Below are 18,701 nucleotides of genomic sequence, written 5' to 3' on the forward strand. Positions count from 1 at the left end.
TAAATGAGGACTTCCGATAAAGAGATCAGGGCAAAAAACAAGTAATAAGAATTACTCTGCTAGCATGCGACGAGCAGCTTCAACGACCACTTTGATAGAGCGTGCTTCCGTCTCTTTCAGCGTCGCATGATCGGGGATCTCTTTCTGAGTACGGTTGATGATAACGCCCGCAACACAACCGGCACGCAGACCAGAACTAGCACACATCGTTAACAGTGTTGCTGATTCCATTTCATAGTTCAGAACGCCCATCTCCTGCCACTCTTTCATTGAGCCCTGGAAACGACGAACAACACGACCTGAGAACGTGTCGTAACGCTCCTGACCAGGGTAGAAAGTATCACTCGATGCCGTTACACCTGTGTGTACTGTTGCACCTTCTGCTTCAACTGCAGCTTTCATCGCTGTCGCAACATCAAAATCGGCAACGGCTGGGAATTCCATTGGAGCAAAATGCAGGCTCGCACCGTCAAGGCGTACAGAACCTGTTGATACGATCATATCACCCACATTGATATGTGGCTGAATCGCGCCTGTTGTACCAACACGCAGGAATGTACGGATACCTAATTGCGCCAACTCTTCAACCGCGATTGACGTTGACGGACCGCCAATACCCGTAGAGCAAACAATCACAGTCTTACCATCTAAAACGGCGCGGTAAAGCGTATATTCACGTGAGCTTGCTAGAAACTCAGGGTTATCCATCAGATTTGCGATCTTTTCAACACGTGCCGGATCTCCTGGAATAATTGCGAGTTCCGCACCATTAAGATCCGCTTTTGTCACACCTAAATGAAAAACTGTAGTCTCAGACATAGTCATATCCTTTTATTGTTTGCCACTCTGTATAGGGAAGTCAGAGGTCGTGGCTTTAAACTAATTTTAATGTTTAGGCAGTATTCATCCTATATTATAAAAAGATAAATACTCTCAAAACACCAGTTAACGATAACGGATAGAATCACAACTTTAAGTGACGAAAGTCACATATAGAAAAATGAAACGCTTTACTAGTTACACGCAAATGTGATGCTCGTCACACCTAACCGTTTGCTGTTGTCCTTTCTCACAAATTAAATTAAAAAAACGGCATCACCTTTATCCATCAACGAGAGATATAAGAATAGGTGATACCGATTTTTTGTCGTAATAATTCTGCGTATTATACCCGGTTATTCAGCCAAACGGCTTTTGGGGTTAAAGCGCAACAAACGCAATGCATTCAATGTCACCAGCGCCGTTGCACCGCTATCGGCCAGTACCGCAACCCACAGCCCGGTGATCCCCAGCAAAGTCGTTACCAGAAAGATGCCTTTCAATCCTAACGCCAGAACAATATTCTGACGGATATTTCTGAGCGTGGCACGAGACAGTTCAATCATCATCGGAAGCTCCGACAGACGGTTATGAGTGAGCGCCGCATCTGCCGTTTCCAGCGCGACATCGGTACCGCCACCCATGGCGATACCGATCGACGCTGTTTTCATTGCCGGGGCATCATTAATACCATCGCCTACCATTGCTACATTGGCATTTTCGTTGGCGGTTTGTACTTCTTTTACCTTGTCAGCAGGTAATAACCCGGCGCGAAAATCGATGCCTATCTCCTTGGCTATAGCCGCGGCAGCCCGGGGGTTATCTCCGGTTAACATCACTGACCCGATCCCCATCAGCTCAAGCTCTTTAATGGTATTGGCAGCATCATCCCGCAGGTTATCTCGCCATGCGATCACCCCCACAGCAATGCAATCACGCAATGCAACAACCAGGGTTTTACCTTCGGTTTCCAGTGACATCACTTGCGCGTGTTGTTCAGCTGTTAATGCCACAGACCGAGGTAAACGATCAGCCGCACAAAGCAGCAGAGTCTCACCGTCAATCACACCTTGAATCCCACGCCCGGGCAGTGCTTCACGCTCAGCGGCTTCAGTTACTCTCATTCCACGATCTTGCGCAGCCTTAACTACCGCAATGGCCAACGGGTGCAATGATCCTGCTTCGACGGCTGCTGACTGGCGAAGTAATTTCTCTTCGTTACCATCCCAACAGATTAGATCGGTCATCACAGGTTTACCCTGGGTTAAGGTTCCCGTCTTATCGAACGCAATCGTGCCAATATGCCCGAGCTGCTCTAATGCGGCCCCGCCCTTAATCAAGGCACCACGGCGAGCGGCAGCGGCCAAGCCTGATGTAATCGCTGCCGGTGTAGAAATCACTAATGCACAAGGACAGGCAATCAGCAATAAGGTTAAACCGCGATATATCCACTCATGCCACGATTGAGCAAACAGCACCGGTGGGATCACAATAACCAGTGCCGCAAGCACAATCATTGCCGGGGTGTACCATCGACTGAAACGATCTAAAAATCGCTCTAACGGCGCTTTACGGGATTCGGCATCTTCAATTAAGTGAAGAATGCGATCAATCGCATTATCACCCTGCTCTGAAATAATGCTCAGGCGCACAACCTTATCAGCCACCAGTGAACCCGCCATCACTTTCTCACCCGGCAGGTGCTCGACCGGTACCGATTCGCCCGTTAAGGCACTTTCATCAAAACTCGCGGTAATATCGAGCAGTTGGGCATCAGCCGGTAAGCGTGCTCCCGGCGCAACCTCAATCACATCCCCCTTATTAAGATCTTCCGCTGCGACTCTTTCTTTCGTCCCGTCAGGGTAGAGCACGGTCGCTTCTTCAGGTACCAAATCCATCAGGGCTTTTACCCCGCTGCGTGCACGTGATGATGCATACCCTTCAAGTTGTTCGCCGATCAAGAAAAGCAGCAATACCATGGCGGCTTCTGCAGTTTCGCCTAAATACAACGCACCAATAGCCGCAATACTCATCAGGGTTTCAATCGAGAAAGGTGTCCCCGACTTTGTCAAATTAACGGCTTTTTTTACGATGGGGAGCAGCCCCAAAACGGTCGTTAGCGTGAAGGCAAGCTGACCATAGAGTTCTGAACTGCGGCTAATTAAGAATGAAGCCAGCATCATCAGGGCAATGATAATCACCGGCAGGTACTGCTTGATGAAACCGGGCTTTTCCTGCTCCTGGATCTTTCTACCTGTCACTAATTTAAAACCCGTTTCTAATGCCTTGGCTTCAACCTCTGCGGCCAGTGATGCCGATTGGCAATTTACCACCAGCTTTTCTGTCGCAAACATAACCTTTGCCTGCTCAACACCAATAATAGTGAGCAGCGCTTTTTCCAGTTTACTGGCACAGCTAGGGCAATCCATACCAAGGATTTTCCAACTCTGGCTGTGACCTAAATTTGATTGAATTAATTGCGCTTCTGGATGTTGATGGTCTTCTAAAGAGAGAGACTGATCAGAGCAACCATTGGTTGTACTGCAACACTTTTCCATTGACGGAAGTGATTCTGAGTGATCAGGTATGGGGGTGAAAACAGCCGCAGATGACAACGACAACGTCCCTGACTTAGACTTAATTACCCCTCCAAAGGGTGGAACAGTCAACTTATGGCCGGAAGCAGGATCGTCTGGGCCTGATTCATCACCGGTTTCATCGCTCGACGCAACATAGGTGCTGCCCATACTGCAACACTCTGTTGCCATGGCGGCGACAACCTGTACCGAACTTGATTTAGCTGCGGTTGGTTTTACGGTATGAATATGAGGTTTCTTCTTATTACATTGAGCACACATTGTGATTCTCCTTGCTCGCTGTTATTACACAATAATAGGTCTTATCAATGTGATAATTATAAACCTTTGAGTAATGTCTAAGGTCAACAAAAAAAAAGCCAAAACAAATTGTTTTGGCTTTTAATTAATGGCAAACGAGAAGATGATAATCAGCTATCACTATCTAACTCGCCTGAAAATGACGCTGTTATCGAGAATCTCGATCCACGGCTGATAATCGAAGCCCATGTCAAACACATACTCAGTGATCAGGTTACGGGCTGAAGTAAGTAATACTTCTGCTTTCCAGGGTTTTTCAAAATAGCTTTCAATCCGAGCCCGGTTAATCGCAGCAATGGTATCTTGGTGAGTCGCCTGGCCGGTTAACAGTACTTTTTTGGTGAACCTGAAACGTGAGTCTTGTGATATTTCCGTTAACAATTCAACCCCGGTTTTACCCGGCATCACATGGTCGGATATCACCAGAGCCACATACTCACCTTCAGCATCAAGCTCATCCATCAGCTCTAATGCTTCATCCGCCGACTCACAATCTTCCACATGAAAGTAGTCATTCAGCGGCGCTAAGTCTTTAAGTACGGCACTTAGCACTTCCCTTTGGTCATCAACACAGATGATGTTTAGCTTTTCCATAACCGTCCCTTACGCAATAGGCAGTTTAATTCGAAATTTGGTTTTTTCTGGGTCACTTTTCAGTGCAACCGTACCGCCGTAACTGTTTACAATACGCTGCACGATCGACAAACCCAGCCCTAAGCCAAACGACAAGCCCCCTTTCTTGGTGGTGAAGTTTGGCTGAAAAATTTTTCTCCGGGTTGCTTCATCAATCATCGGACCATTATTGCTAATAGTGATCAGCAACCGATTTTTAGAATAACGGGTGATAATTTCAATCTGCGCCTCAGGCGTTTGCTCCATCGCATCACAGGCATTTTTAATGATATTAACCCACACCTGCACCAACTCGGTCGCACTTGCAGTAATCGTGGGTAATACCGCCGGACGCAATATCACATTGACGCGACGCAAGTTGCTCTGCAGCAATGCCAGTGATTTGTGAATCGTATCGTTGACGTCGATATCCGACTGGCGAGTCTGATCACTGCCACCGAGCTGTTTCACCGAACGCACGATACTGGCGGCATGCTTACCAGCAAGCCGCATATCATGCAGATCCCGACCTATGTCCCAATACTGCAATGCATCATCAATAGCAGCCAACCAGGTATCAGGTACATCACCTTGCGGCAAGGCCCGAGCTAACTGGCGAGCCTGATCGCGATTGAGGCAATACTTTTCCTGCAACTCTTTTGCCCGTTTTCTCACCTCAGCGGAAGTGGATGACTGACCGTCACAGATCCCACGCTCTAAAAACGGTGAAACTTCCGGTCTGTTTTCTTCAAGAAAACGGCAAATTGAGTTTTGGATCCCTTCCGTTTTACTGCTCAATACGCCAACGGCATTATTCAATTCATGAGCAATACCCGCAGCCAGCTGACCTAATGTCGTCATTTGCTCAGCCGCATACAGTTTTTGTAACGCTTTTTCTTTTTCCAGTGCTTGCATGCCTGTCAGCATTTGCCGTTGTGCCAGCTCGTGGACCATCACCGGCATAAACTGCTCGATCAGTGAACCATACTTCTCTGGCTCGACCGCCTGGGTATTTAAATCAATCCAGGCGATCTCACTGTCTTTTTCCGCAATCACCGTGGTTGAGGCCACCAGCGTCTTAGCAAAATAACTGTGTACGCCAAAATACATCCCTTGTTCAACCCGAAATACCTTCGCCGTTAAGCCACTATTTTCATTGTGCAGATAGCCCGACAATTCACCTTTCTTAACCCAGTACAACCTGTCGTTAAAGCCATCCTGCTTTAACACCTGAGTGTTTGCACTGACCGATATTGTGCGCGTACGATCCTGAAAATAGACGTCGACAATGCGCTGTAATGCTTTCGGTTGATGCATGAATACGCCTTTTAGTTCCTTAAATTTGAGGAGCCAAGAATGTGATTTCAGATACTAGTTACTCGAACCTCGCCTTTCCTTAGATATGATCAATTAAATGCAGTAACCAAATCATCGCAAAGCTTAAGGTCACACCGACGACTCCAACAACGACTCCAATACGTGCCATCTGGCTACTCTCGACATGGCCAGTGGCATGTGCCAGCGCATTGGGCGGAGTACTGATGGGTAACGACATCCCCAGTGAAGCGGCAAAAGTCACAACCAGGATCAGGGTGATTTCGCCACCCAATGGCACCAATGAGGTCATCGATGTGCCTAAAGCCGCCATAATTGGCATCAGTAAGTTTGCTGTTGCGGTATGGGACATGAAATTCGCCATCAATAAACACAGTAACGCTGCCCCCCCCAGCACCACGTAAGGTGAGAAGCTATCAAACGGAATGCTGTGTACCATCAAGCGAGCAAGACCGGTTCGATCGAGGGCCAGACCCAGTGCAATACCACCCGACACCAGCCACAGAACATCCCATGAAATTTTCTTTAAGTCTTCTTTGTTGATAATGCCGGTCAGTGAAAAAACTGCAACTGGGATCAATGCGACAGTGTATGAATTCATGCCATGGGACGAGCCCATCAGCCACAACAAAATGGTCAAACCAAAGGTGATATACACAGTGATCGCTTGAGGTGTTTTCAGAAACTTTCCTTTAATGGTCAGTTCAATTTTTTCCTGCGTGGCCGGGTACAAAAAGTTTATCAGTACCCACGCAAATACCAGCATGATTGCGACAAACGGCACCCCAAAGAACATCCATTCACCAAAAGTGATCATGTTCTCTTCGCTCAGGTATTTCAGCGCAATCGCATTTGGCGGCGTACCGATCGGTGTACCAATACCACCGATGTTCGCGGCAACGGGTACACATAAAGCAAACGCTATCTTGCCCGGATCTTTACTGCCAAACAGAGCAATAACCGGCGCCAGAATAGACAGCATCATCGCCGTGGTGGCCGTGTTCGACATAAACATTGAGAAAATTGCGGTGATCAGCATTAAACCAAACATCACATACTTCGGCTGAGTTCCGAAAGGCTTCAGCAGTACGCGGGCCAAGTTAACATCTAAACGGTATTTCGTTGCTGCCATCGCCAGAAAAAAGCCACCTAAGAACAGCATGATGATTGGGCTGGCGAACGTAGCCATGATATCGCTGTAAACCAGCAAATCACCAAAGTGTTCTTGTCCTTCCGCTTGCCGGAACAGATAAAGTCCTTTATCTGACAGCAACAATAACTCTAGAACAATGATAACCACAGAAGTCGCATAAATGGGAATAGGCTCAAGAACCCAGCACAAAGCCGCCAGCAAGAAGATTGCAATGACCCGTTGCTGGACAATTGTCAGCCCCTCGACAGGAAATGCGGTCGCCGGCAACAAAAGAATCAAAAGCGGGATCAGAATAGGTACGATATACCTGATGTATTGACGCATAATGGTGTTATTCCCTTAAAACAAAATGTACAAACATCACTCATAACCACTGCGTTCATTGCTTTTTTTGCTTATGCTTTAGAATAATCAGCAGTGATTCTGCACCCGTGCGAACCTACGTTCATCGGCGTGCGAATGATATATACCCAAACCACTTCAAGGTGTATTAACACCGTATATCGGGGTGGTTTGGGTATAAACCTTTCGCGTTAATCATTCTGCTTCTTAATCCGCTTGATTTCACCCTCTCAGATCAATAATTTTGTGAAATATGAAAGGCTTTTGATCTAGGTCTCTCATTCTTAAACGACCATAAGACAGATAGTTATTACCAAATAAGTCAAATCGCGACTTCACTCACAATAAATTTAAATATGAATTATATTCAACAAAAAAAGGCGCCGATGCGCCTTTCTTTAATACGTTGATGTAAAATTATACCGGGTGTTTAAAGCACGCCCCAATCTGAGTACTGATAGCCGTTAACACATCACGTCGGGTGATCACACCGACCAATTTTCCATTCTTCGGATCGACGACCGGATAAATTTTGGGCTTCTGAGCCGACATGATTTCTGCCAGCTCGATGATTGAGTCTTCAGGAGACACGGTCAGCACATCAGAACGCATACAATCTCGCACATTGTCGGTGTCCTGACAGTAGTACCCCACTTTCAGTAACTTGTGGATCATGTCTTGTTCCGACAAAAAACCCACGACTTTCTTTTGCTCATCAACAACCGGACCACCGATTTGTTTTGATGATAATAGCTTATCCAATGCGACAGATAACGACATTTTCGGATCGAATGTTACTGGCTGCAGCTTCATATAATCTTTTACTTTTAACGATTCCATGTATCCCCCAGAACCTATTGTTAATGCCGGATAAACAGGCTACGAGCTTTTTTGATGTCAAGATACCTGCCCCGTTAAATTAAGTGTCGTCTATTTCTTTAAAATTACTAAATCGAAATAACCAATTTTATCAATAGATATAACTGATTAAAGCTCACCAAACATAAACCACGATAACAATGCTACATAAGCAGCATTAACAACATGGCCAGCGGTAGCTGATCACCCGATGCTAAAATGATCTGGTCACCCTCAATCTGCAATTGCATTTTGTACTGACCATTTTCTTTCACAACCACACCGCCTTGCTCCATCATCGCCGCTTTTTCAGACAAAACAGGATCTTCATCGACAATTGCCTGTGGCAGGATCAGGTTAATCTGTCCGGATAACTTCTCAGTGATTTGCGCGAGATTTTCCGACGCACGGGCAATCCCCGGGGCAATCACCACATTGATATTACTTTTCACATGGCCTTGCGGGGTCGTTACACTTAAATCTTCAAGATTAAACGTCAGCCCTTTCGCCACCAGCAGATCAAGGGCTAACGAGGCTTCCTCAGCCTGCTCGGCTGTCATTTGATCGTCAAGCTCATCAGCCATGTCACCCAAGCGGCTAATGGCACGATAGTTCAGATCTGCGAATGCCATTTTAAAGTTAAAATTGCTGAACTCTTCGCCATCGAGCGATGTTATTTTAGCAATTGTCACCGTGTTCAGATTGGTAAGCTGTTGTTCTGCAGTATCAGATGCCGGATCGGGCTGGGTCAGGGTATTGCTCATTGCCAGCTTTACATCCTCAACCTCGACACTCTTATCATTGTTCTGATCAATAAAGCTCACGCTGTTAAGGCTGACATTCTGACTGCCAATCCAGAACTGATCAGCTAATACGCCTTTCCCTCCCCCAGCAAGTTCTCTCATCACCATCGCTTCATCTGCCAGGGTGATAATCTTGGCTTCAGGTAAACGATACCGGAATTCACTTGCCCCTTTGGCATCAACCGTACCTTCCATTACAAAAGCCTTGATGTCGGCTTTGGCTCCGCTTTCTTCCGTGTAAGAAACCGGATTAATCGTAATGTTAAAGTCTGTTGTGCGGGTCAATGCCGTCGATGTGGTAAAAGTGATCGGGGAGACGCCGTCCCCCCATAGATCGTTGGCAATCGGCTGAAACGCTTCATCCAACACCAGAGAGCTGACAGAGCTTACCCCAAACAGGCCATGTTTTACCTTATGTTCAAGGTACCAGACGGTTGGCAACCCCTCATCTTCAAAAATCGCCTTAAAGGCATCTTTTATCTCTATCCGAGAGACAGCATCAGAAGATAAGTAACCACGATCATAATTGGCATTGGTAATGCTCACGTAAGGGCTATCATATTTTCCAACAGTATCGAGATATATCCGCTCTCCTACCTGACCTGTCGCAAATGGCCAGCAGAGTGCAATAACAACAGCACCACCAGCCGCAGCTACTTTCTTCAGCATGTCGTATCCTGATTTAAAAATTCAAGTGAATGTATATCCACAAGATGCAAGATTCAGCATCTTGAGTAAGCTTGGGTATAGTCTATTACAACTTAGAATATTCCTCTATTGATCAATCACTAATGAAACTCTTCTTTACAGGTTTGTAATCAGCGTCTCAGTCCTTTTTGGTGAATTATCATACACTCTGGACAAGGATCTTTTTATAAGGATATGTGGGTGAACAGTTTTGTCATCTTATGCCTCGATAATGACCATGAAGTGGTTGAACGATTAAGCCGGGATTTAGCACCTTTTGCAAAATTGTTCGATATTGTTGGTGCCGACAGCATTAAAGAAGCCAATGAAACCCTTCACTTTATTGAGCAAAATGGCCAACGGGCTGCCATGGTAATTTGTGATAACGAATTAGGGACCGATCAGGGCGTAGATTTTTTGATCCGGCTTGATCAGTATCCTGCTACCGAGCAAGCACGTACCGTTCTTCTCAATAACCGGCCGCAGCTTGACACCATCATGCAAGCCGTCAATGAAGGGCGCTTAAATTACTGCCTGACCAAGCCCTGGAATAAAGACGAACTCCATCGGGTTTTGGTTAAAGAGCTCACCACCTACATCCTCAAACACCCGGAAGAAGACTGGCTGAAATACAGCCAGACACTTGATCATCGCCGTATTCTAAAAGCACATATCGACCGTCAGATGTCGAGTTTTCGTTCCGGTTTCATTCAAAATACCAACAGCCTGGATGATGAAAGCTTAGCAAAACAAGTCGCTGATGCACTGCATGAATTTTTTGATGGTAATGATGAAAGCCGGGCCTGCCGTACCTACAGTGAAGGCCATTTGCTCACCACCGAGGGGGAACCCAACAGTTTGCTCTGGCTCATCACTCAGGGGGAAGTCGCGCTTTATAAGAAAGATAATGACGGCTGCAAACATGAAGTGGTCAGGGTCGGTCCCGGACATTTAGTGGGCGGGATGTCATTTGTTACCGGTGAACCGTCGTTCTCAACCGGTATCACCCTCAGTAAAACTGATGTTATCAAGCTCGACCGCCAGCTATTTACCAAGGTCATGAACTCACGCAACGAGCTATTGCCGCTATTTACTAACTTACTGCTACGTAACTTCAACCGCCGTTTACAAGGCAGCATTAAAACTGAATTGCGACTGCAGCAGACATTGAAGTCATTGGATGAGGCCTATCACCAACTGGTTGAGAAAGAAAAAATGGCCATCCTGGGGCAGTTGGTTGCAGGGGTTGCCCATGAACTCAATAACCCGGTCTCTGCTATTTTACGCGGCAGTGAAACCCTAAAAGAGACGATCAGTAAGCTCACAGAGTCTCAGCTTAGCCATGACAACCAAACACGTGGTAACTCTATTCTGCAACAGGCCATGCAATCGAGGCCATTATCAACCTCAGAAACCCGTCAGCGGGCTAAGCAATTAGAAGGGCTGCTTGGTGATCGCCAGCTAGCCCGTAAAGCAGTACAAATGGGCATTGATGATCATGACCATCTGACTTCCTGGTTATTACCGCAGAAAAACCAGTTAAAGCAAGTCATGGCAGAGTGGGATAACTATTACCAGATGGGTAATTTTCTACGTTCAATTAACGTCTGCGCCCATCGCATCGCCGATTTGGTGAAAAGTTTAAAAAGTTATGCCCGTCAGGATGACGAAACATTGCATACGGTTGATGTACACGAAGGGCTGGAAGACACCTTAGTCATCTTTGAAAACCGTTTAAAGCGTCATCACGTCACGAAAGAGTATGCCGACATTCCCCCGATCACCTGTCAGCCTATCGCCTTACAGCAAGTTTGGACTAATCTTATTGCCAATGCGCTGGATGCCATTGAAGAGCCTGGAGAGATCCATATCACAACTCGTTATACTCCAGAGAGTAACCAGCAACAAATTGATATTATTATTGAAGACAATGGCAAGGGGATCCCCGAAGATGATCAGCAGAAAATCTTCGCATTGAATTACACGACCAAACGCGAAGGCGATTTCGGTTTAGGTATCGGGTTATCGGTTTGCCAGCAGCTCATCAACCAACACCATGGACAGATTCGGGTGGAATCAGAACCCGGTCAATTTACTCGAATGATAGTCACGCTGCCGGTCAAGTAAATGCAGCGGAAGGAGACCGTATGAACAAATACCTTATCTTATGTGTCGATGACGAAAGAGAAGTGCTGGACAGCGTTTTGCATGATCTCAAGACACTTGAAGAACACTTTATTATTGAGGCGGCGGAATCGGTAGATGAAGCAAAGGAAGTGCTGGCAGAAGCCATTGCGGATCATATCCCATTGGCATTGATTTTATGCGATCACATCATGCCGGGAGAAACCGGAATCGATTTTCTCATCGAACTGAAGCAGCAGTCAGAAACCACCAAGGCACGAAAAGTATTGCTGACAGGCCAGGCCGGATTAGAGGAAACCGTCCAGGCCGTCAATAACGCCAGTCTCGACTATTTTATTGCAAAACCTTGGAACGGCGATCAGCTAAAAGATGTTGCCACTGACCAACTGACCACCTATATAATTGATAATGAAAAAGATTTAATGCCATGGGCACGCGTGCTGGATACTGCCAGAATCATGCAAGCACTTAGCGATAATCGCTTATCTCTGTCAGATATATAATTATCATACAAACCTTCCCGCGAGAATCCATAAATGTTATGTTGATCACATAATCGTTCTCCGGAAAGGTGACATATGAAAATTGCAGTCTTCAGCACCAAAAAGTACGATCAGGCCTCTTTTGAGCTGGTTAATGATAGCTACCAGCACGAACTGGTTTACTTTGATTTCCGTCTGACCAGACAAACCGCCCGTATGGCTCACGGGTTTGACGCTGTGTGTGCATTTGTTAACGATGATTTAAGCAAACCCGTTCTACAAGAACTGGCCAGCAATGGTGTCCGCCTGATTGCAATGCGCTGCGCCGGCTTCGACAAGGTCGATCTTAACGCCGCAAAAGCATTAAACATCCAGGTTGTTCGTGTTCCAGCCTATTCTCCGGAAGCTATCGCCGAGCATGCCTTAGGGCTAATGCTAAGCCTCAACCGGAAAATTCACCGCGCCTACCAGCGTACCCGCGATGCGAACTTTTCATTAGAGGGATTAACCGGGTTTAACTTTCACGGTAGAACTGTCGGTGTTATTGGTACCGGCAAAATTGGCATCGCCACGATCAAGATCTTGAAAGGCTTGGGCATGAATATTCTGGCCTATGATCCCTACGAAAATCCGACAGCCATTGAGTTAGGTGTAACCTACAGCACCCTTGATGAGATTTACCACCAAGCGGATGTGATCACATTGCACTGCCCGATGACAAAGGAAAACTACCACATGCTGAATGCGGACGCGTTTAACAAAATGCGTGACGGCGTGATGATCATCAATACCAGCCGTGGTGAGCTGCTAAATTCTAAAGATGCTATCGAAGCACTTAAAACCGGTAAGATTGGCTCGCTGGGCATCGATGTTTATGAGAATGAAAAAGATCTGTTCTTCGAGGATAAATCAAATGACGTCATTCAGGATGACGTCTTCCGCCGCCTATCTTCGTGCCACAACGTCTTATTTACCGGCCATCAGGCCTTTCTGACAGAAGAGGCGCTGGGGAATATTGCGGATGCGACATTAAATAACATTCGCCATTTCGAAGCCGGTACGGCATCGGGCAATGAATTGATTCAGTAATACCAAGCCTATTCGTTGCACTGCCTGGTCTACATTACCCCCCTTACAGGGAACATTTTATTGCTTCCTGTAAGGTTAAGTCCGCGAGAATCCACTCTAAATTTAGGTTATTCGTTACATCGGCTTTTATATGCCTATTTTTTAAACACTTATATGCTCTTAATCTCATTAGCTCATAATGATAACCGAGTGCCAGATCACGCTTTTCTGTGATTTTTGCTGCACTTTTAGCCACACACACATCAATTTCTCAACTAAATAGACCATAAATCTATTATTGAATTTATTTGTCTATTAAAATGAGCGGATTATTTTTGCTCCTTGGACTAATTATCATGCGTAAATTTTTTTGTGCTACAGGCCTTGTGCTAGCATCTGTTTCAGCAGTCCATGCTGAGTCATCAACAACGATGAGTAACTTCAGTTACGATTACGCTGAAGCGCGTATTGGTATTAGCCCGCTAACGTACGGCGCAGGTTTCAGTAAATCCATACACCCGAATGCGCATATTACCGGTAATATTGATACAGAGTTCGAAGACGACTGGAATCTGGCCTTGGGGGTTGGTTTCCACGCCCCGGTTAACAACTGGGCCGATATCACGGGTCAGCTTAAGCTTCGTAACGAAAAAAGTGATAAGCACACAAGTTCGAGCGGAGAATTCGGCATGGAAGTGAACGTTGGTATTCGCCAGTGGCTTGGCCCGCAACTTGAAGTTGGCGGTCTGATTGGCCATACCAGCATCGATGATGACGAGAGCACTATCGGTGCAATATACGCGCGATTCCATGCGACGGAGTTATTTTCTATTGGTGCAGAAGGTCGTTTCAACGACACTTACAGCGACCATATCATGCTGACCACTCGCTTCAAATACTAAAGAATAAAGCCCCGCCAGGGGCTTTTTATCGTGGCTAACTTGGCGTTCAGTCAGAGATTTCACTGGTTAACCACTGCTGAAATGCCTTAATCCGTGGTGAGGAAACGACTTCCTGACGACACACCACGTAGTAACTGAGCGGGGAACGAACAGGCCGGTTAATCGGTGTTACTAAACGATTGGTCGACAATTGCTCTGCGATAAATGACGTCCGCCCCATTGCAACACCCAGCCCTCTTTCAGCGGCTTGTAAGGCCAAATCAGCTCGATCAAAGGTGCAGCCACTCTCCGGTAAAGCAACCCCTTGCCGCTGCGCCCAGTATTGCCATTCATCGTTACGACCAGCCCTGGCCCATGGTGCTGCATCATGCAACAACATACATGAAATCAGATTTTCAGGCTGCTCATAAAGATTATGTGCCGTGGCATATTCATGGCTACAAACAGGCAGCATCGTTTCATCCATTAACTTCTCTGAATGCAGACCAGCATATTTCCCATGGCCAAAGTAGATCGCGCAATCAAATGATTCAGTCTGGAAGTCAACCAGATCATTGCGGGTACGAAGATGAAAACGCAATGCCGGGTATTTATCGATGAAGTTTTTAAGACGAGGTAGCAGCCAGGTTTGAGCGAAAGTCGGCGGTACTGAAACATTCAGATCTCCACTCAGCTCTAATGTTTTTAAATCCCTAATTTCATGGACTATATCTCCAAAATTATGAGCAACAACGGCTTTTAGACGCTTACCTTCTTCCGTCAATAACAGCTTACGTGGCTGTCGAATAAATAACTGCACTCCCAGGCTGCCTTCCAGGTTCTTTATTTTATGGCTAACTGCACTTTGAGTAAGGCAAAGAATTTCTGCCGCGCGAGTAAAGCTCATCTGATCTGCGGCAATAAGAAAGCAGTGCAGGCCAGACAGCACAGATCCCGTAAGTTTAGGTAATTGCATAGAGTCCCAAATGGGGCATATTTATTTGGTCACATTGTACCAAATAAAAAGCCACCCAGAAGAGGTGGCCAGACGATAAGGAGAGAGAGTTTTATTTAATAGCGCTTAGTAAGCTTTGTTTCTGCTCTTCTTTTAATAACGTCCAATGGCAACCATCAATTGCCCCCGCAAACATCCAGAGCAATTTCACGTCAACATCATTGCCATGTGTACTTCTTACTTTGCGATACACTTCCGCAGCGCCTAATGTAACAAAACTACTGACATCCGGAATGCCCGCCTTTTTAACCATGCGCTCTAAGGTCAAACGCATATTCGGTAAGTCTCGCAATCGCTTACTCTGCTCCGATGTTTTAAAAGCCTTCTCTTTTCGCGATATGTCGATAGACTCATTGACGAGTGCGCTGCATTTTTTCGCATCTCGCAAAAACAATTGAGTAATATCATAATAATTAACTACAGCGGTTGTACTTCTTTTGATATGTTTAAATTTCACACAGCCTGATGCTACAAGTTTTTTATCGAGATCTCCTCCTCCACGGAGAAAAAATGAAGTATCCGTTAAAATCGCATACATTGCGCCATTGATGAAAACACCTGTTCCGCCGAACATTGAGCGTTTCTCATGGCATCCGAAGCCGCTCAGATAGTTAAAAAACTCTTCCTTGAACGAAGTCACTGTATATCCTCCAGCCAACAAAATCGCCAATAAATTGACAATGACACACGAGAATTATAATTGCCACATATGAAACAATGAACACTTGATTTTGAGATTTGAGGCATATTATTTATCGCGAAATAAGCGAAAAGTGACAAAAAGTGACCATATTTTTCGTCGAGTAATATCTCAGAAACATCGAATAATATGCCTATGCCTTATCGTTATTCTTATCACTGAGGTCTATGGTTAATAGTAATAAGTTGAGGGTATAAAATGGCACGTACGGCACTGCTTCCATCATCAGATCATGTTTTACCCGGCGGAAGAGTCGAAATTACAATTGCTGAGATAAGATACATTCGTATGGTAAAAGAAGCGCTAGCATCAAATTCTGGCTTTACTATGTGCATGGTCAATGAGGCCGATGAAAACCAGGAGATAAAAAAAATTCCTGCGATTGCAACTCTGGTCAACATTGTCGATTTTAACGCGCTTGACGGGGGGCTGCTGGGAGTGACGGTTGAGGGAAGGAAAAAAATCCGTCTGCTCGATATTCAGATTGAAAATGACGGGCTTCTGATCGGAGAATATAAGCCTTATGTTCAGTGGCATTCGCTGCCGATTACGAGTAAGACGCAATGTTTAAGTGATAAGCTAAAACTGTTTTACTCCACCATGCCTGATATCGGTGCATTATATCCCGCCCCAAAATACCATGATCTTAGTTGGATCTGTCAGAGGTGGATTGAGATCCTGCCTCTTGAGGTTCGATATAAACAATTGCTCATTACCCAGGAAAGTCCAAAGTTAACCATTCGATTTCTGCTGAGATTGCTAAATACTGAATATAATGACGAGAGTAGTGCGATGTAATTTGAATTTTTAACTTTTAACTTCTTTCTCTTTTTTGTTCCATGCCTCTGTCCATCACTCTCCGCTCGCGTTAGAATCTTTTTATCTATCATTAACTACAATAAGTAATGACACATTTATCTTTTTTTTGGCTAAAACCCGAAAATGAAAAAATCATCAAAGGGCTGGAGTCTGAATTTTGCTCTCTTGTAAAGGACGCAGTCAGGAAAAATCGTCTATCACTTCCACCGATACCGGAGGTGTTAGCTCAGCTACATACGCTCTGTAACGCTGACGATACGACGGTTCGTGATATTGCTGACCTTTTGCTCGATGATCCCAGCTTGGCAGCATCGATTGTTCGCACTTCGAATACTATTATGTTCAATAGGCGTAATATTATTTGTCATGATATTCAAACCGCAGTATCACGCTTAGGTATTCTCAGAGTCCGGGATATTGTCACAGCACAAGCAATTGAAGAGCTGAAAAATAAAAATCATTTTAGTCATGAATGTAATTTATTATTGTCGCAAAGTGCTCTTCGTTCTCGCCAGCTAGCCGGTACCATGGCATTAATCTGTCAGGGGGTAACTAAGCATAGTAATAAGCCATTGAGACTTGAACCCGAAAAAGCCTTACTGACGGGTTTATTAGCCGATATCGGCGTATTTGGTTTAATTAATGAGTACCAGTCTTACTTGGATAATGGTAATTACCTGGATCTCGACATCGCGATCTATGTTTTCCAGCACTGCTGTGGTAAAGCGACGCCCATGGTGCTCAAGCACTGGGGATTTGATGATGATTATCTGGAAGTCTCTTCAAATAAAGCGATGCCCTATCAGGAACAGTATAATAATACCAGTTATCTGGATATCGCGAGAATGGCCAACCACTTGTTGATGTTTAAAAGTAATGATGAGGCCATCAACGAACACCATGTTGAACTTGATTTAGCTGGTGCCGAAGTCATGTATGAACTCACCAACATGCCTGATGCCGATTTCGAAAGCCAAATACGAAATATCATGAAAGACTCCGGTATGTAACCCCCTCCTTTCCCAATGCGGTACAATATACCGCGTTGTTTCAATTGACCATGGCTAAGCCCTATTGATAAGCTATTAAAATACATATCAAATATTGATATTTAGACAATACGTAAGGATGCTCATGTTCTCAGGGATGCTCTACATTTTCCTGCCATTGATAATTGGCTATTTAATACCGGTGAGCAAAAGTTCGGTATTAGAATTCATTAATACCCAGACCAGCCGCCTTGTGTTGGTGATTCTTGCATTGATGGGGTTAAGCCTGGCAGGATTGGATAATTTAGGGCAGAATCTGAACCAAATTCTTACCTATACCCTGACGTTTTTTATCTCGATTAGCTTATGTAATTTGGCGGCACTGCCTTTCTTAGATCGGCTATGGCCAACGGATACCAGTCACGATCATCGTCAACTCCCCCTTCGTAAAATGGTCATGGAATCAGTTCGTTTGGTTTTAGTCGTCGCCGGTGGGCTGTTGGTGGGGATCACCGTGGGTTTCGATCTTTCATGGGTTGACCAAGCCAGCGAAACAATCCTGCTCATTTTGCTCTTTCTGATTGGCATTCAACTTAGAAATAGCGGCATGACTTTACGCCAAATTTTATTGAATAAGAAAGGCATTATTATTGCCCTCGTGATCATCGCCACCTCCTTGACCGGTGGCCTGGTTGCTGCTTTTATCCTGGATATTCCATTTAACCACGGTTTAGCGATGGCGTCGGGTTTTGGCTGGTACTCGTTGGCTGGCATATTAATGGGCGACGGACTGGGGCCAGTTTATGGTGGTGCCGCCTTCTTAAATGAATTACTCAGAGAGCTTATTGCCCTCAGCCTGATCCCAATCATTATACAGCGTTATCCCAATACGGCTATCGGCTATGCCGGTGCCACTGCGATGGACTTTACCCTGCCGGTCATTCAGAACTGCGGCGGCATTCGCTGTGTTCCTATTGCAATAGTCAGCGGTTTTATCCTGAGCTTGCTGGTTCCCGTACTGATGTTGTTCTTTTTATCGCTGTAATACCAATAGGGCGGTCTTCATTAGCGCAACAGCTAACCGCCCGATTTGAAC

Annotated in this window: 16 protein-coding genes; 7 read left to right on the top strand and 9 right to left on the bottom strand. The window is 45.5% G+C overall.

Annotation, left to right across the window (positions count from 1 at the left end; genetic code table 11):
• Positions 1–51: 51 nt before the first annotated feature.
• From udp to AC2204_RS01835, 7 genes are all read right to left on the bottom strand, one after another.
• Entirely contained in the window at positions 52–819 is a 768-nt protein-coding gene (udp, locus tag AC2204_RS01805) for a uridine phosphorylase (protein ID WP_318923642.1), read from the bottom strand.
• Between the two features lie 356 nt (positions 820–1,175).
• Positions 1,176–3,677: a zinc/cadmium/mercury/lead-transporting ATPase gene (locus tag AC2204_RS01810; RefSeq protein WP_318923643.1), complete on the bottom strand. Its 2,502-nt coding sequence runs from the start codon at positions 3,675–3,677 to the stop codon at positions 1,176–1,178.
• A 159-nt stretch (positions 3,678–3,836) separates the two neighbouring features.
• Positions 3,837–4,310: a response regulator gene (locus AC2204_RS01815; protein ID WP_318923644.1), complete on the bottom strand. Its 474-nt coding sequence runs from the start codon at positions 4,308–4,310 to the stop codon at positions 3,837–3,839.
• Positions 4,311–4,319: 9 nt separating this feature from the next.
• Positions 4,320–5,645, bottom strand: coding sequence for an ATP-binding protein (locus tag AC2204_RS01820; protein ID WP_318923645.1), 1,326 nt, complete (start codon positions 5,643–5,645; stop codon positions 4,320–4,322).
• A 79-nt stretch (positions 5,646–5,724) separates the two neighbouring features.
• Positions 5,725–7,140: an SLC13 family permease gene (locus AC2204_RS01825; protein WP_318923646.1), complete on the bottom strand. Its 1,416-nt coding sequence runs from the start codon at positions 7,138–7,140 to the stop codon at positions 5,725–5,727.
• 435 nt (positions 7,141–7,575) lie between these two features.
• Positions 7,576–7,998 (bottom strand): CBS domain-containing protein, encoded by a 423-nt coding sequence (locus AC2204_RS01830; protein ID WP_318923647.1) that lies wholly within the window; start codon positions 7,996–7,998, stop codon positions 7,576–7,578.
• Between the two features lie 182 nt (positions 7,999–8,180).
• Positions 8,181–9,488, bottom strand: coding sequence for a DUF945 family protein (locus AC2204_RS01835; protein ID WP_318923648.1), 1,308 nt, complete (start codon positions 9,486–9,488; stop codon positions 8,181–8,183).
• 219 nt (positions 9,489–9,707) lie between these two features.
• Here AC2204_RS01835 and AC2204_RS01840 point away from each other — a divergent pair, with 219 nt between their 5' ends.
• From AC2204_RS01840 to AC2204_RS01855, 4 genes are all read left to right on the top strand, one after another.
• Positions 9,708–11,633, top strand: coding sequence for an ATP-binding protein (locus AC2204_RS01840; RefSeq protein ID WP_318923649.1), 1,926 nt, complete (start codon positions 9,708–9,710; stop codon positions 11,631–11,633).
• A gap of 20 nt (positions 11,634–11,653) precedes the next feature.
• Complete coding sequence (locus tag AC2204_RS01845) at positions 11,654–12,154, top strand: response regulator (RefSeq protein WP_318923650.1); 501 nt, start codon at positions 11,654–11,656, stop codon at positions 12,152–12,154.
• A gap of 75 nt (positions 12,155–12,229) precedes the next feature.
• Entirely contained in the window at positions 12,230–13,222 is a 993-nt protein-coding gene (locus tag AC2204_RS01850; RefSeq protein ID WP_318923651.1) for a 2-hydroxyacid dehydrogenase, read from the top strand.
• 335 nt (positions 13,223–13,557) lie between these two features.
• Positions 13,558–14,103 carry a hypothetical protein gene (locus tag AC2204_RS01855; protein ID WP_318923652.1) on the top strand — a complete coding sequence of 182 codons (546 nt, stop codon included), beginning with the start codon at positions 13,558–13,560 and terminating at the stop codon, positions 14,101–14,103.
• 46 nt (positions 14,104–14,149) lie between these two features.
• Here AC2204_RS01855 and dsdC read toward each other — a convergent pair whose 3' ends face one another.
• Both dsdC and AC2204_RS01865 read right to left on the bottom strand, forming a co-directional pair.
• A complete protein-coding gene (dsdC, locus tag AC2204_RS01860) occupies positions 14,150–15,058 on the bottom strand; it encodes a DNA-binding transcriptional regulator DsdC (protein ID WP_318923653.1) in 909 nt (302 codons plus the stop codon).
• A 91-nt stretch (positions 15,059–15,149) separates the two neighbouring features.
• Positions 15,150–15,737, bottom strand: coding sequence for a TfoX/Sxy family DNA transformation protein (locus tag AC2204_RS01865; RefSeq protein ID WP_318923654.1), 588 nt, complete (start codon positions 15,735–15,737; stop codon positions 15,150–15,152).
• Positions 15,738–15,995: 258 nt separating this feature from the next.
• Between AC2204_RS01865 and AC2204_RS01870 the strand changes: the two genes are divergently transcribed.
• The 3 genes from AC2204_RS01870 to AC2204_RS01880 all read left to right on the top strand — a co-directional run bounded on the left by AC2204_RS01870 (position 15,996) and on the right by AC2204_RS01880 (position 18,650).
• Positions 15,996–16,595, top strand: coding sequence for an LON peptidase substrate-binding domain-containing protein (locus AC2204_RS01870; protein WP_318923656.1), 600 nt, complete (start codon positions 15,996–15,998; stop codon positions 16,593–16,595).
• Positions 16,596–16,702: 107 nt separating this feature from the next.
• Entirely contained in the window at positions 16,703–17,626 is a 924-nt protein-coding gene (locus AC2204_RS01875) for an HDOD domain-containing protein (protein ID WP_318923657.1), read from the top strand.
• A 124-nt stretch (positions 17,627–17,750) separates the two neighbouring features.
• Positions 17,751–18,650 (top strand): LysO family transporter, encoded by a 900-nt coding sequence (locus AC2204_RS01880; RefSeq protein WP_318923659.1) that lies wholly within the window; start codon positions 17,751–17,753, stop codon positions 18,648–18,650.
• Positions 18,651–18,701: the final 51 nt, after the last annotated feature.

The organism is Photobacterium sp., assembly GCF_057456235.1.

Excerpts from the sequence above, each read along its gene's own strand:
- udp (WP_318923642.1), bottom strand. The coding sequence starts at position 819 with ATGTCTGAGACTACAGTTTTTCATTTAGGTGTGACAAAAGCGGATCTT.
- AC2204_RS01810 (WP_318923643.1), bottom strand. The coding sequence starts at position 3,677 with ATGTGTGCTCAATGTAATAAGAAGAAACCTCATATTCATACCGTAAAA.
- AC2204_RS01815 (WP_318923644.1), bottom strand. The coding sequence starts at position 4,310 with ATGGAAAAGCTAAACATCATCTGTGTTGATGACCAAAGGGAAGTGCTA.
- AC2204_RS01820 (WP_318923645.1), bottom strand. The coding sequence starts at position 5,645 with ATGCATCAACCGAAAGCATTACAGCGCATTGTCGACGTCTATTTTCAG.
- AC2204_RS01825 (WP_318923646.1), bottom strand. The coding sequence starts at position 7,140 with ATGCGTCAATACATCAGGTATATCGTACCTATTCTGATCCCGCTTTTG.
- AC2204_RS01830 (WP_318923647.1), bottom strand. The coding sequence starts at position 7,998 with ATGGAATCGTTAAAAGTAAAAGATTATATGAAGCTGCAGCCAGTAACA.
- AC2204_RS01835 (WP_318923648.1), bottom strand. The coding sequence starts at position 9,488 with ATGCTGAAGAAAGTAGCTGCGGCTGGTGGTGCTGTTGTTATTGCACTC.
- AC2204_RS01845 (WP_318923650.1), top strand. The coding sequence starts at position 11,654 with ATGAACAAATACCTTATCTTATGTGTCGATGACGAAAGAGAAGTGCTG.
- AC2204_RS01850 (WP_318923651.1), top strand. The coding sequence starts at position 12,230 with ATGAAAATTGCAGTCTTCAGCACCAAAAAGTACGATCAGGCCTCTTTT.
- AC2204_RS01855 (WP_318923652.1), top strand. The coding sequence starts at position 13,558 with ATGCGTAAATTTTTTTGTGCTACAGGCCTTGTGCTAGCATCTGTTTCA.
- dsdC (WP_318923653.1), bottom strand. The coding sequence starts at position 15,058 with ATGCAATTACCTAAACTTACGGGATCTGTGCTGTCTGGCCTGCACTGC.
- AC2204_RS01870 (WP_318923656.1), top strand. The coding sequence starts at position 15,996 with ATGGCACGTACGGCACTGCTTCCATCATCAGATCATGTTTTACCCGGC.
- AC2204_RS01875 (WP_318923657.1), top strand. The coding sequence starts at position 16,703 with ATGACACATTTATCTTTTTTTTGGCTAAAACCCGAAAATGAAAAAATC.
- AC2204_RS01880 (WP_318923659.1), top strand. The coding sequence starts at position 17,751 with ATGTTCTCAGGGATGCTCTACATTTTCCTGCCATTGATAATTGGCTAT.